Source organism: Sphingobacterium sp. UBA5670, from assembly GCF_002420705.1.
Taxonomy (GTDB): Bacteria; Bacteroidota; Bacteroidia; order Sphingobacteriales; family Sphingobacteriaceae; genus Sphingobacterium.
Genome location: NZ_DIIM01000005.1, coordinates 289,114 through 303,126, shown reverse-complemented (window position 1 = coordinate 303,126; position 14,013 = coordinate 289,114). Strand labels below are relative to the sequence as shown.

The following is a 14,013-nucleotide window of genomic DNA, read 5'->3' as shown; positions in this document are numbered from 1 at the left end:
TCTCTTAACGGCAATGAGATGCTCAATAACCATCTATATTCGAAACTCTTTAATTGTGGTCGTAAAGTTAGGATAAAAAGTTATATTGCATCCAAAAAATCTTTAGAGAACATGCACAAAGAAATTACACGTTGCCAATGGTGTGGATCTGACGAGCAATACGTTGACTATCACGATAAAGAATGGGGCCGGCAAGTCAAAGACGACAGAACCTTATTCGAATTTTTAGTACTGGAATCTGCTCAGGCGGGCTTAAGCTGGATCACGATTCTCCGTCGCAGAAGCGCTTACCAAGAAGCTTTCGCCAATTTTGATGCCGATCAGGTAGCGGCGTACAACAACGAAGCTGTCGAACAGTTGCTCAAGGAGTCCGGTATTATCAAACATCGCAATAAAATTGAATCCACCATTACCAATGCACAGCTTTTCAAAAAAGTCCAGGTTGAATATGGCAGTTTTTATAACTACCTTTATAGCTTCCTGCCTGAACAACAGCCCATTGTGAACCATTGGCCAAGTTTGCAGCATGTACCTGCTACAACGGAGATTTCAGACAAAATAGCAAAGGACATGAAGAAAAAAGGGTTCAAGTTTTTTGGATCTACCATTTGCTATGCCTATATGCAAGCCGTTGGAATGGTCAATGATCATATCGAAACCTGTTCATTTAAATACGACTAGCCACTTTAGACCACAAAGACCTTTCGCAAAGACCAATTTATACTCGTCAAAACTAACTATTCTGAAAAAATACGACATATGAATCAAATCGAGTTAAAACAAAACCAGCTGATATTAAAAGAAAAAAGGGGCGCTCTAATTGCTAGACTATTCATCTATTTACTGACCATATTTACAATAACGCTACCTTTAGGTGGCCTCATTGCCAATGTGCTCCATGGCGAGATGACAATTATAAGTATTGCTATCTATGCTATATTCGGATTAATAGCATTCTATATGCTTCGTGTTTCACTATGGAATACCTATGGCGCTGAGATTATTCATTTTCAAACAAAAAAAATAAATTATACTGCAGACTACCGATGGTTTAAGGACAATTTAAAAGAATTTGATTTCGATAAGATAGGTTTTATGATCGAAAAGATAGGCTATGAGGAAGATAACAAAGGAATCTTGGTCATTAAATTTGATGAGAAAGAGGTCCTTGAAACTGTCTCTAAGTTTCCATTAGCTGACTTGGAAACTTTGGTCATCACACTGAAAGAATTATACAGCCACCAAACACTTGAATAGATCAAAATTCTACAGTTAAAATCTATTTATCAATTGATGGCACATTAAATTGCTACGTTTTTATAGATATCAGGGAGATTGCGACAAAGACCGTTATAATCCATGCCATACCCAACCACAAATTCTTTACTTATTTCAAAACCGACATAGGTCAATTCCTCGAAATGGTACTGCAGCGCCTCGGGTTTCACCAAAAGTGCACAGGCTATAACACTAGCTGGATTTAATTTTTTTATAGCATCTAAGGTATGCTTAAGTGAATGCCCTGAGTCGACAATATCTTCTACAATAATCACATCGCGCCCCTCCAGATCGATACCGAGCCCTAAAAGCTCGTTTAGTTCAGATTGGCCCGTTCCGATATAAGAAGCCAGCTTAATAAATGACATTTCACAAGGGACCTCAATTTGCTTCAGCAAATCTGCCATAAACATAAAACATCCATTCAAAACACCTATAAAAACAGGCTGTTTGTGCTCATAACGCAGGCTTATATCAATCCCCATCAGGCGAACACGTTTCTGAATTTGTTCCCCTTCAAATAAAGGCTCGAAAAGCAATCCGTCAATTTCTATCTTTTTCATCCTAATAATATTCTTTCGTTACAGACACTATTTGTGTGCGTCGTTATCTTTTTCCTCTTTTTTACGTCCCAAGATCTTGTCAAACAGCGATCGCTTTGGTTTCTCCTGTTCAACAGCTTCCTCTTCTTTCTTTTCGGTAAGATCTATCTTTTTTAGTTTCTTCGGCACCGACACGCTTTCAAGATTATCGGCGGGAGAAGTACTCTCCAAATTATCGAACAACAATGGATCGTCTCCCATGTCGAACATATCCACAGAATCCACAACCGCTGGTCTCGCGGCACGCAGATGCGGCTGCAGAACAACTTCATAGAAACCATAATTTGAAGTTGTTGAATCTACGCTAATCTGTCCCGTTTTGGTCATAATATGACCATAGGTATTAAAATAGCGCAACATATTCCCTTTCAGGTGCCCTGTCCAGTCAAAAAAGTTCAGTCCTTTTTTAGGTCGCGGAACAATGCTGGACAAAAATATACTTTCACCAAGCCCTAGCTGTGCCGGAGTTTTTCCAAAATAATAGCGGGCCGCTTCGGTAATACCATAGACATTATTTCCCCATTCGATGACATTCAGATAGACTTCATACATGCGTTTTTTACTAACTTGCTGCGAACGTTCCATGAGCCATACCAGCAAAATTTCTTCCAGCTTCCGCACAACGGTTTTATTCCGGTTTAGAAATACATTTTTTACCAGTTGCATCGATATCGTACTCGCCCCGCGCTTAAATCCTTTCTCCTTGATATTTGTAGCAATGGAGAGCTTAAAAGCTTTTTCCTCAAAACCCTTGTGCTTAAAGAAAAATGGATCTTCTGTATTGATCAAACTAATCTGCATATAACGGGATATTTGATCGATCGGTGTAAAATTAGGATTCTGAGGACCTACCACAATCTCCCGCATCGGCTTACCATCCTCATAGGCCGTATACGTGAAAGGTGTATTTAGCATCGCAATGTCGGCCTCCCCCCATTTAACGACTCTTAAATCCTTATCATCCATTTTGGAGGAGAAAAGAAGCTTTTCGGGCCTTTTTAATTCAAGAGCAAAATTCAGATCGTACTGAATATGCCCCTCCACCTGAATACCATCTAAGCCCGGAAATAATCCAACTGGCATGGCATCAAAAAAGTGCTGCGCCTCGATCTTATCGGTATGAACAGCGAGGAAAAGCTCTTTCTCAGGTTTATGTACATATTTGAGATAAGGAGAAAACACAAAATCTTTGACCTGTACGGTACTTTCTTTGCTGACTTCAATTGACGAAGCTCCAATATTCAATGCCCCCTGCATGATGGCCTCCGGAAAGATAACATCTTTACTAGAAACGCGCCAGTGATTTACTTTCAGATTTTTAAAGCCCCATTGCCCGTGCAACTCCAATAATTCCTTATTCCTCCTGTGAGCCTTATCCAAACGGAATGATATTTCATCAAAACTTACTGCAAGACCAAATTTACGTTGCAACAAGGGAAGATTTACCTCCTTTTTATCAGAAAAAAGGCGAAGGTCACATTCTTGATTATCCGAATCTATAGTTCCAGTCAGATTCCAGGCCGCCTCATGATCATTTAACAGGAACTTGGTTTCCATATCTCCACCGTCGATCACAGCAGAAGGAATGACAATGCGCTGTGAGGTACTGTCATCGCGATAAGAAAGCTCAAGATTCTTGAGATCAAGATCATTCGGGACCTTAAAAAACACATTCTTCAACAATCGATCTGCCAGTGCGGCGAGATTCTGTTTTGGATTATCATTTTCCACAGTATCTTTTTTCTGTTTCTTGAACAAGAAATCATAGTTACTGATCGAATCTTTTTTAACAAGAGAAACTGTTCCATTATCCAAAATAACCTGACCCAATTTCACATCTCCAAATAGCAGAGGCCACAATTTTACAGATACCGTCAGATCGTTGATCTGTGCCAGTTGATCTCGATGTTTGGGCAACAATTGTATATTCTTAAACTGTACTGCATTAATTCCCTGGAAGGCATAATATTGGATCTTCAACTCCATATCATACTTTTCAAGCAACTTTGCTTTCGCTTTGTTGATTGCTCCCATGAGCATGGCATCTCTTTTCTGATAAGCATAGGTACCAACTGCAATAGCCAAAACCAGAATAGCAGCTAGAGCAATATAAAGCCATCGCCACTTGCGGGACTTAAAAGATGTTATAAATCGATTGGACATAATTATTACGTAATGCAAATTCGTGCATATCAACAGTCAAATATACATGAAGTTTTTCTAAGCACACATAGACGGATAAAAATGATAAGAACCACGCTGACCAATGGCTCCACAGTTTCGAATATGTTTAACTTCTAATAGGTATTTACAACTTATTTTATAGGAACTTAATAGGTACTTCGCAGAGGTTTATCCGAATGAGGACCTATCAAACCCCTGTGAAGTCGGTTTAAATGACAGGGATATCGACTTAAGGTTTTAAACTTGAACTATGTAAATTAACATACCCTCTCTTTTGAAGTAATACAGCTTTCTTAATCCCATTAAAAACAAAGAAATGACATGAAATTGATCTGCAATGAGTAGTTTTGTAATCCGTGATTACAAATGAATAATAGATGGTTACCAAAGAACAAATATTAAATGCATTATCCTATGTTGAAGAGCCTGATTTGAAAAAGGATCTTGTAACATTGAATATGATTCAAAATATCGAGATCGAAGAACAAAAAATTTCTTTCGATGTCATTTTAACGACTCCAGCTTGTCCGCTTAAGGATCATATTGAGCATGCTTGTCGGAATGCCATAGCGCATTTCATCGACAAAAATCTCGAAGTCGAGATCAAAATGACTTCCAATGTGATCGGAAAACAAGGGGCACAAGTATCGGGCATTAAAAACATCATTTTGGTTTCTTCAGGCAAAGGTGGAGTTGGTAAATCTACGGTTGCAGCCAATTTGGCTCTTGCTCTCCATGCTAAAGGTGCTAAAACAGGACTTTTAGATGCCGACATCTATGGACCATCTCTTCCGATTATGTTTGGATTGGAGGGTGCTAAACCAGGTTCGGTAGAAATGCCAGACGGACAGGTTAAAATCGAACCACTTGAAAAATTTGGACTGAAATTACTTTCTATAGGATTTTTTACCGATCCAAACCAACCTATTCCATGGCGTGGTCCAATGACGACCTCAGCAATCAAGCAGCTCTTTAACGATGCACATTGGGGTGAACTGGATTACTTGGTCGTTGATATGCCGCCAGGCACCGGAGATATCCATATCACCGTATCACAAACATTCCCTATTGCGGGAGCTGTGATTGTCACAACACCGCAGCACGTTGCCCTAGCTGATGCTGTTAAAGGAATTGGTATGTTCTTAATGGATAGTATCAATATTCCATTATTGGGCGTCGTGGAAAATATGGCCTATTTTACACCTGCAGAATTACCAGACAATAAATATTATATTTTTGGCAAGGATGGTGGAAAACGCCTGGCAGAAGAATATAAAGTTCCTTTCCTGGGTGAAATCCCTTTATTAAAAGGCATTTCTGATGCTGGAGATAATGGGTTCCCGGTCGCCATAGATACTGAAGATCCTGTAACAAGATCATTTTTAACGATTGCGGAGAAAGTTGCACAACAGCTTTCCATTATCCATAGCCAGGGGAAATAGTTCGTGAATAATGTGCTTTTGCGCTTCATCATAAAAAAGGCTTTCATTTGCATGAAAGCCTTTTTTTGGAATGCAATCTCGTTAGACAGCAAGTTCCAGCAATACTGGACAATGATCGGAATGGACAGCATCCGGCATTATACTGGAAGATTTGATTTGTTCTGTCAAAGGTTTTGAAACCATATTATAATCGATACGCCAACCCAGGTTTTTCGCACGTGCCCCAGCACGGTAACTCCACCAACTGTAATGATGCGGATCCGGATTTAAATGACGAAAAGAGTCGATATAACCCGAATTAATAAAATTCTCCATCCATTCACGCTCCTCCGGAAGAAATCCCGAAGAGTTTGCATTTGATTTTGGATTATGAATATCGATGGCGCGATGACAGATATTATAGTCACCACAAACAACCAAATTCGGTTTTTCGACCAAAAGCTTATCGCTATACAACTGAAAATCTGCCAGAAAACGGTATTTAAAATCCTGTCTTACATCTCCGGTTGTGCCCGAAGGAAAATAGGTACTCATGACTGAAACCTGATCAAAATCAGCACGTATAATACGTCCTTCAAAATCATAATCCTCATGACCACAGCCGTACTCAACATGTTTTGGTGTCATCCTGGTAAACAAAGCAACTCCACTATATCCTTTCTTTTGAGCTGGATACCAGTAATGCTCATAGCCCATCTGTTCCAACAAAGCAATTTCGGGTATCTGATCAGGTGTAGCTTTAATCTCCTGAAGACAGATGACATCTGCATTTACAGTTTTCAACCAGCCCAACCAATCCTTCTTTAAGGCTGCGCGTAAACCATTCACGTTATAGGTTACTATTTTCATTTTTTGAATATTGTGATGCTAGATAATAGAAAAGAAAACCTCTTCAATCTCGATTTTGCGAATTGTAACAACATTAATAATCCTTAGAAGAGAACAGATCACCGATTTTAGAAAAGAAACCCGTCTGAGGTTTTAGTCCTTTTAGTTCGCGCTCCAAGTTTAATGCTTCTCGTCTTGTCAGCACATGCATGGTCATCTTTTGGTCGACCTCCGGCCGATCATGTTTATCTGTTTTTACAGCGGCAATCTGATCGATGACATCTATTCCTTTTACTAACTCGCCAAATACGGTATAATTCCAATCCAGATGAGGCGCACCGCCGATAGTCGTGTAAGCCTGACGCTGTGCTTCAGAAAATTTCTTGCCATTCATTCGTGTTTCCTCCAAACGATTGAGGTCTTCAGGGGTGAATACTTTTCCCTGAACCAGATAAAATTGAGACCCCGAAGAAGCCTTTGCCGGATTATTATCTCTGGCCGCTCCGATAGTACCTTTTTTATGGAATAATCCATCCTGAATCTCTGCCGGAATCGTATACCCCGGTCCTCCATTACCTAATTGAGCCCCGCCAACAGCATTTCTTGAATCAGGATCACCACCCTGAATCATAAAATTCTGGATAACGCGATGGAACAAGGTTCCATCGTAGTATTTACTTTTTGCCAATTTCACAAAGTTATCTCGATGTTTTGGTGTCTCATTGGACAACCGCAGCACGCAGGTGCCCTTGTCAGTAACGATCTGTACATATTTGAACTCGGGTTTAGCGGCAAATGCCAAAACCTGCAGAAAACAAAATACTGCTATTAAACTAGTCTTTAAAAATTTCATCTGTTAATAATTATATATTGCATTGAATGCGCATGGTTCCCTAATTGTTTGATCCCCTAAATAACGTTTAATTCCTCAAAATAATCTATGATCAACGACTTCATGATTAATTCTTGTTCTAAGAGTGTATAGTTGGGAATAGGTTTCACCAATTCCCAATGTGGCCAGCCTTCCTCATCAAGGCCTTTAAGATTATAAAAACCCATCGCACTGAAAAGACGACATGTTGCAATGTGCATCAATTCTTCCTTCTCCCGTTTTGAGAATTTCTGGGCACCTTTGCCCAATTCCTGAACACCAATAAGGAATAAACAGACCTTGATGTCAGGCTTTTCCATATCGAATAGAGAAGCAATTTCTCCCTGTAGGATACTCCACTTCTTGTTTACTTCTGCTGCCTTCATTTTTTATTTTTAAACAAACTAAGATAAATAAATACACCTATGCTGTTTGATTCCCTCCTGTGGCTATAACCTCTGCACAACGTCGATCAATCATCTGAAAAACTGGATCAAACAAATTATCATCAAAATATGGATCAGGAACAACATCATCCCCTAAAAACAATTTCACTTTGTTCAGGTCTTCCTTATCAATCACCTGAGCGCATACATCCGCATAGTTTTGTCTATCCATCACAAAGATAAGATCGTATTCGGAAAAAAATTGCGGTTTGAAATGCCGGGCCCGCTGACCGGAAATATCGACACCGTATTTCTTTGCAATTGCTATAGCTCTACGATCAGGTGCTTCACCAATATGCCAGTCACCTGTACCAGCCGATTCAACAACCCAGTTTAATTGATTATCTGCTGCTTTTTGTTTCAATATACCATGTGCAAGGGGAGAACGACAGATATTTCCCAAACAAACCATTAAAATCTTCATCTCTATAATTTTTAAAAGCTATCAAAAGTAGCAATACCACACTGCAATCCAACTAACGGTGCAAAGCACGCGATTAGTCCACATAATCAGGCTTCCATGCTTGTCAATAGCAAAATATGTAATAAATCACAAGGCCAGAAAGGCCCAGCATCAAAAGTGCTGAAGTGATTTCGGCACTTCACTCCGCAAAATAACTAAACTAAAATGATTAAGGAAACAACCGGTTAAAATTGACTTACTTCTTACCAAGCGCCGAGCTTTTCCATTAAAAAAGGTGGCCTAGCCTTACGGCTAGAACCACCTAAACTATATTAATCAACCAATTCTTAATTCAATGCTTAATATTCTACCGGGAAGCTCAATTGAACAGCACCGCCTTGAGGAGACACCCCTTTCAATCGTACAATATTACGTTGCGTCGCACCAAGTGCTGTTTCAACGTCATCTACTGTATTCACAGCTTTTCCGTTGACCTCAGTAATAACCAGTCCACGCTCAACACCAAAATAATCAAAGATACCGCCGCGGTTCACCTGGGTCACAACAACTCCAGAGTTGACACCCAGCTCTTTTTTCTTCTGAGCAGAAGCAGGAATAAAGCTTGCCCCTAATTTATTATAGATCTCCGTTGCACTTTTCGAAGCTTTTCCACCAGCACTTGCAGATTTTAAAGATTCTTCGCCTTTCAGTGTCATGGTTACTTGTTTTTCCTTACCATCACGTTTGTAAGTAACATTTACCTTATCTCCAGGACGAGCACGGCCTATCGTTTCGCTTAAAACAGGTGAACCCGTAATCACTTTTCCATTAATTTTGGTCAAGATATCTCCTTTTTTGACACCTGCTGCTTCTGCAGCACCACCAGCGACTACATCTTGAACATACAGACCATCAACATCTGTAAAACCTTTTTCCTTGGCCAGTTCAGGTGTGATTTCAGTATAAGTAACACCTATATAACCGCGTTTTACATTACCGTATTCAACAAAGTCATCAACAATCTTTTTCACCAAATTGACCGGAATCGCAAAACCATAACCGGCATATGTTCCTGTTGGAGAAGCGATAGCAGAGTTAATACCAATCAATTCTCCGGAAGCATTTGTCAATGCACCACCACTATTTCCTTTATTGATAACAGCATCTGTTTGGATAAAGGACTCTATCGCTGAACTTACAGGGATTTGATCCTGTCCACCACCAAATGGATTACCACGTTGTTGTTGACCTTCATTCAAAATACCGATCTGACGGCCTTTTGCACTAATGATACCCGCGGTCACTGTAGATTGAAGTCCAAGTGGATAGCCAAAAGCCAATACCCATTCACCGACATTGACATTATCGGAGTTCCCCATTTTGACAACAGGAAGTCCTTTACCCGATACTTTCAACAGGGCTAAATCTGTATTTGGATCACGTCCAATCAGTTTAGCTTCAAACGTACGCTTATCAGTAAGCACCACCTCTATTTTATCTGCATCTTCCACAACGTGATTGTTGGTTACAATGTATCCATCGTCAGAGATAATTACACCTGATCCAGATGCCTGTACAGGTTGCGACTGCATTTGACGACGTCCTCCACCCTGGGGCATGCCAAAAAACTCTTCAAACATATCGAACGGAGAACCTTGCGATTGCTGCGATCCTTTACGGCTATATGTTGTCTTAATATGTACAACACCCGGTGACACCGCTGCCGCGGCCTGAGTAAAATCAGGGTTACCTGTCGATGACATTACCCCTGTTGGATTGTTTGCAAAATAAACCTTTTGTTTGTCTTCGAAAGACATACCATCAAACTTCTTATTCTCAATAAGCTTGTAACCTCCTAATGCTACCGCTCCTCCGAAAACAGCTGTTAATAGCGTTAAACCGACCTTATTCATAAACTTATTTCTATTTTAAAATGTCTTAATATATGTTGATAACTTTTGCTCTTAAAATTACCGATTTTATTCGGATATGTTCAAATGTAATACCATTTCAAGGCCTTCGGAAAATCCGACACGTTAAAAAATGTTAATTACTAGACAAATGCAATCATTTTAACAAATCTTAACTTTTCCCCGTTTTTTTGTAACAAAAAAACGTACTTTTGTTACTACAAATCAACGTAATGGCACCAAAAGTAAGATTTTCAAAATATCAGGGAGCAGGCAATGACTTCATTTTAGTAGACAACCGCGACAACTCATTTAACCGCGCAGATGAAGCATTGGTAGAAAAACTATGTGACCGCCGGTTTGGCGTTGGTGCCGATGGTTTAATGCTCTTGCAAACCAGAGAAAATTACGATTTTGAGATGATTTATTACAATGCCGACGGCAGAGAAGGCAGCATGTGCGGCAATGGTGGCCGTTGCATCGTCGCTTTTGCACGCGATTTAGGCATCATCACTGACAAAACTGTCTTTTTGGCAGTAGACGGCATACACCACGCATCTTTATCGACAGATCTTGTCAATCTTCAAATGATCGACGTGCAAGATTTTGCCCGTGATGGAGAAGCCTATCTGTTACAAACAGGTTCTCCACATTATGTTGAATTTGTAAAAGATCTTCAACATAAAAATGTCTTTCAAGATGGCTATACTATTCGCAATAACACTACTTATAGAAAAGAAGGCATCAATGTGAATTTCATTGAAGCCGAAGGAGAAGGTTATTTCCTCCGTACATTTGAGCGCGGTGTTGAAGATGAAACCTATGCCTGCGGCACCGGAGCAACTGCAGCAGCCATGGCTGTTGCCCTGCAGCACAATTTACAAGGTGATATCAGTATTCCTATCCGCGTACTAGGTGGTCAGCTTTATATCTCCTTCCATAAGAATGGTCATCATTTCACAGAGGTTTTCTTAAAAGGTCCGGCACAGTTTGTCTTCGAAGGAAACTATTAAGTTTTCACCTAATAGCCAACAAAACTAATCGCGGCCAAGATCTTCCATCCAAGCAAATCAATTTTTAAAATTTCATCCTGCAAATTGCGATTAATGGTATATTTTATTGTATATTAGATACCTTTATTTATAAGGTCCGCTATTTTTAATGCAACAGTCAAAGTCATTTCCAGTCTATAAAATCGTTTATTCTATATGTGAGCACCCCTATCTTGGCTATCTCATTGAGCCACACATGGTCAAACTCAATCCCAATGGGACCTACTCACTCCGATATCAACGCATATTTAGTAATACTGTGGATGCCTACGCCGCTGAATTGGATGAAGTAGATTACAGACTCATTCGACTGCTTGATGAAATCGAACAAACACATCTCATCAAAAAATACTATAAAAAAGCGATTAGACCTGTAGATTTCTTTTCCAAAGTTTTCGATAAAAAACTTCAGGAGCTTCTTCGTCCCAAGATTGATGAAAAAATGATTCAATTTTTTGAGGCTGTTGGTGATAAACCGCTTTTTATGATGAGCAAAGATGGCTATCCGGCAGATCAGGAAATTAAATTAGCAACATCTGCAGCGTCAATCTTATTTCACTTCCGGCGGAACGAAGAAGAAACACGTTATTTCCCGACCATCAAATACGAAAACCAACGCCTGGAGTTTATGTTCAAAAATGCTGTTGTCCTGACCAATGTACAGGCATGGTTACTTTTAAACAATACCCTCTATTATTTCGATCAGGCACTTGAAGGGAAAAAGCTTAGCCCTTTCTTGAATAAACGCTATATTTCTGTAGGCAGAAGCACTGAAAAAAAATATTTCGAGACCTTTGTATGCGGACTGATTGAGCGCTATCACGTCTATGCAGAGGGGTTTGAGATTCAGACCCACCAGCATCAGGCAATTCCACTCCTTCATCTGATCTATGTGGAAGATGGAGCTTCGCAATTGCAGTTACAATTCAAGTATGGACCACATACTTTTACAGCAGGAGCTGAAAACAAAGTTACCGTACGCATGGAATATAATAAGGAAGATGATCATTATATCTTCCACCGCGTCAAACGATCCCTGCAATGGGAAGAGCAGCAACATGACAGCTTAAAAAAACTGGGATTACAGGATGTTGACCCCCATTTAGGCTTACTAACACCCGCTAGCTATACTGGAAAACGGCTTTCCGTATTTGACTGGATGAACAACCATCAGAAAGAGCTTGATACAATGGGATTCCAAATTGTTCAAAACAGTGAAGAAAAGCGCTTTTTCATAGGGCACACTTCCCTGGATATTTCCATTGATGAAGATAATGATTGGTTTGATATCAGTGCAATCGCAAAATTTGGCCCTTATGAAATTCCATTTATTCAGCTTCGCAACCATATTCTTAATAACATTAAAGAGTTTACCTTACCGAATGGCGAAATTGCCATGATTCCGGAAGAATGGTTTGCACAATACAATCATCTTTTCCAATTTTCTGCAGAGCGGCATGAGCTTAAACTCAATAAAGTACATATCGGCCTACTCTTTGAAATCAGTGAACATACACAATTGGTATTCACACGTAAATTGCAGAACCTCGCTAACTTTGAAGAGATTGCTGATATTCCCGAACCAAAACATTTCAAGGGAAATCTTCGCCCATACCAAAAGGCAGGATACAATTGGTTTAATTTTTTGAAGCAGTATAAATTTGGTGGCTGTCTTGCGGATGACATGGGATTGGGTAAAACCATACAGACATTAGCACTATTACAACAGCAAAAAGAACAGCTCCAAGACGAACAGGATATACGCACATCACTTTTGGTCCTGCCGACATCTCTCGTATACAACTGGCAAAAAGAAGCACAACAATTTGCACCACAGCTCAATATTCACCTCCATACGGGGAATAATCGGATTAAAGATGCTTCACTTTTCGCCAAATATGATTTGGTCATTACCACCTACGGTATTGCCCGTATTGACGAAGAAACCTTAAGTGGCTTTTATTTCAATTACATCATTCTGGATGAAAGTCAGAATATCAAAAATCCGACATCCAAATCGTTTAAAGCAATCAAAAGCTTAAAAAGTAAAAACAAGCTGGCCTTAAGCGGAACCCCCGTTGAAAACTCCGTTTCGGATCTTTGGGCACAGATGCACTTCACCAACCCAGGACTACTGGGCAGCTACACCTATTTCCAGAAAGAGTTTGTGCAGCCCATCGAAAAGAAAAAAGACGAAGAAAAAGCACAGCGCCTTCAAGCGATTGTCAAACCATTTATATTAAGACGTACAAAAGATCAGGTGGCAACTGAATTACCGCCAAAAACCGAACAAGTACTCTACTGTGAAATGACGGAAAAACAATCCGAGTTGTACGAAAAAGTCAAATCTGAATATCGCAATGCAATCCTTGATGGGCAGTTGGATAACAAGCCAAAATCTACCCAAATTGCGCTATTACAGGGATTGACTAAACTCCGACAATTAGCCAACCACCCTAAAATGGTCGATGAGAAATTCTTGGGCGATTCAGGTAAGTTCGAAGCCGTCATTGAGACACTTGAAATGGTTATGCGAAGAGGCAACAAAGTACTGATTTTCTCCCAGTTCGTCAAACAGCTTAATATCTTCCGTCAGTATTTTGATAACAAAGGGACTAATTATGCCTACCTGGATGGCGGCACAAAGAACCGGGATGAAGCCGTCAGTCAATTCCGTAAAAATAATGACACCAAGCTGTTCCTCATATCAATAAAAGCAGGTGGGGTGGGACTCAATCTGATTGAAGCTGACTATGTCTTTATTCTCGATCCGTGGTGGAATCCTGCTGTGGAACAACAGGCTGTCGACCGCTCGCATCGCATCGGTCAAACGCGCAATGTGTTTATCTATAAATTTATCAGTAAAGATACCGTCGAAGAAAAGATATTAGCTTTACAGAACAAAAAGAAATCGATTGCACAAAGCCTGATCACGACAGAAGAAAGCTTTATCAAGTCGCTATCTCAGGAAGATCTGCAGGAACTTTTGGCCTAAAT

12 protein-coding genes are annotated in these 14,013 nt (G+C 40.0%); 5 read left to right on the top strand and 7 right to left on the bottom strand.

The genetic code is table 11. From position 1 onward, the window contains the following. Positions 1 to 111 precede the first annotated feature (111 nt). On the top strand, positions 112 to 681 hold the full coding sequence (locus B3C94_RS06800) for a DNA-3-methyladenine glycosylase I (protein WP_293900955.1): 570 nt from the start codon (positions 112 to 114) through the stop codon (positions 679 to 681). 78 nt (positions 682 to 759) lie between these two features. Next, positions 760 to 1,257, top strand: coding sequence for a hypothetical protein (locus B3C94_RS06795; protein WP_293900952.1), 498 nt, complete (start codon positions 760 to 762; stop codon positions 1,255 to 1,257). A 44-nt stretch (positions 1,258 to 1,301) separates the two neighbouring features. On the opposite strand, the gene hpt is transcribed toward B3C94_RS06795, so the two are convergent. Then, a complete protein-coding gene (gene hpt / locus B3C94_RS06790; RefSeq protein ID WP_293900949.1) occupies positions 1,302 to 1,841 on the bottom strand; it encodes a hypoxanthine phosphoribosyltransferase in 540 nt (179 codons plus the stop codon). Positions 1,842 to 1,868: 27 nt separating this feature from the next. Next, complete coding sequence (locus tag B3C94_RS06785; RefSeq protein ID WP_293900946.1) at positions 1,869 to 4,043, bottom strand: transglycosylase domain-containing protein; 2,175 nt, start codon at positions 4,041 to 4,043, stop codon at positions 1,869 to 1,871. Between the two features lie 398 nt (positions 4,044 to 4,441). Between B3C94_RS06785 and B3C94_RS06780 the strand changes: the two genes are divergently transcribed. Beyond that, complete coding sequence (locus tag B3C94_RS06780; RefSeq protein WP_293900943.1) at positions 4,442 to 5,506, top strand: Mrp/NBP35 family ATP-binding protein; 1,065 nt, start codon at positions 4,442 to 4,444, stop codon at positions 5,504 to 5,506. 81 nt (positions 5,507 to 5,587) lie between these two features. Here the strand turns inward: B3C94_RS06780 and B3C94_RS06775 are convergent, their stop codons facing one another. The 5 genes from B3C94_RS06775 to B3C94_RS06755 all read right to left on the bottom strand — a co-directional run bounded on the left by B3C94_RS06775 (position 5,588) and on the right by B3C94_RS06755 (position 9,967). After that, positions 5,588 to 6,355 carry an exodeoxyribonuclease III gene (locus tag B3C94_RS06775; protein WP_293900940.1) on the bottom strand — a complete coding sequence of 256 codons (768 nt, stop codon included), beginning with the start codon at positions 6,353 to 6,355 and terminating at the stop codon, positions 5,588 to 5,590. A 73-nt stretch (positions 6,356 to 6,428) separates the two neighbouring features. Further along, the gene (locus tag B3C94_RS06770; RefSeq protein ID WP_293900937.1) at positions 6,429 to 7,187 is read right to left on the bottom strand and encodes a peptidylprolyl isomerase; all 759 of its coding nucleotides are present in this window, start codon (positions 7,185 to 7,187) and stop codon (positions 6,429 to 6,431) included. Positions 7,188 to 7,243: 56 nt separating this feature from the next. Further along, a complete protein-coding gene (locus tag B3C94_RS06765; protein WP_293900934.1) occupies positions 7,244 to 7,591 on the bottom strand; it encodes a hypothetical protein in 348 nt (115 codons plus the stop codon). A 37-nt stretch (positions 7,592 to 7,628) separates the two neighbouring features. Beyond that, a complete protein-coding gene (locus B3C94_RS06760; protein ID WP_293900931.1) occupies positions 7,629 to 8,075 on the bottom strand; it encodes a low molecular weight protein-tyrosine-phosphatase in 447 nt (148 codons plus the stop codon). A gap of 338 nt (positions 8,076 to 8,413) precedes the next feature. After that, on the bottom strand, positions 8,414 to 9,967 hold the full coding sequence (locus B3C94_RS06755; RefSeq protein ID WP_293900928.1) for a Do family serine endopeptidase: 1,554 nt from the start codon (positions 9,965 to 9,967) through the stop codon (positions 8,414 to 8,416). Between the two features lie 230 nt (positions 9,968 to 10,197). Between B3C94_RS06755 and dapF the strand changes: the two genes are divergently transcribed. Further along, complete coding sequence (gene dapF, locus B3C94_RS06750) at positions 10,198 to 10,977, top strand: diaminopimelate epimerase (RefSeq protein WP_293900925.1); 780 nt, start codon at positions 10,198 to 10,200, stop codon at positions 10,975 to 10,977. 148 nt (positions 10,978 to 11,125) lie between these two features. Next, on the top strand, positions 11,126 to 14,011 hold the full coding sequence (locus B3C94_RS06745; RefSeq protein ID WP_293900922.1) for a DEAD/DEAH box helicase: 2,886 nt from the start codon (positions 11,126 to 11,128) through the stop codon (positions 14,009 to 14,011). The last annotated feature ends 2 nt before the right edge of the window (positions 14,012 to 14,013 follow it).

Excerpts from the sequence above, each read along its gene's own strand:
- B3C94_RS06755 (WP_293900928.1), bottom strand. The coding sequence starts at position 9,967 with ATGAATAAGGTCGGTTTAACGCTATTAACAGCTGTTTTCGGAGGAGCG.
- B3C94_RS06760 (WP_293900931.1), bottom strand. The coding sequence starts at position 8,075 with ATGAAGATTTTAATGGTTTGTTTGGGAAATATCTGTCGTTCTCCCCTT.
- B3C94_RS06780 (WP_293900943.1), top strand. The coding sequence starts at position 4,442 with ATGGTTACCAAAGAACAAATATTAAATGCATTATCCTATGTTGAAGAG.
- B3C94_RS06765 (WP_293900934.1), bottom strand. The coding sequence starts at position 7,591 with ATGAAGGCAGCAGAAGTAAACAAGAAGTGGAGTATCCTACAGGGAGAA.
- B3C94_RS06795 (WP_293900952.1), top strand. The coding sequence starts at position 760 with ATGAATCAAATCGAGTTAAAACAAAACCAGCTGATATTAAAAGAAAAA.
- B3C94_RS06770 (WP_293900937.1), bottom strand. The coding sequence starts at position 7,187 with ATGAAATTTTTAAAGACTAGTTTAATAGCAGTATTTTGTTTTCTGCAG.
- hpt (WP_293900949.1), bottom strand. The coding sequence starts at position 1,841 with ATGAAAAAGATAGAAATTGACGGATTGCTTTTCGAGCCTTTATTTGAA.
- B3C94_RS06800 (WP_293900955.1), top strand. The coding sequence starts at position 112 with ATGCACAAAGAAATTACACGTTGCCAATGGTGTGGATCTGACGAGCAA.
- dapF (WP_293900925.1), top strand. The coding sequence starts at position 10,198 with ATGGCACCAAAAGTAAGATTTTCAAAATATCAGGGAGCAGGCAATGAC.
- B3C94_RS06745 (WP_293900922.1), top strand. The coding sequence starts at position 11,126 with ATGCAACAGTCAAAGTCATTTCCAGTCTATAAAATCGTTTATTCTATA.
- B3C94_RS06785 (WP_293900946.1), bottom strand. The coding sequence starts at position 4,043 with ATGTCCAATCGATTTATAACATCTTTTAAGTCCCGCAAGTGGCGATGG.
- B3C94_RS06775 (WP_293900940.1), bottom strand. The coding sequence starts at position 6,355 with ATGAAAATAGTAACCTATAACGTGAATGGTTTACGCGCAGCCTTAAAG.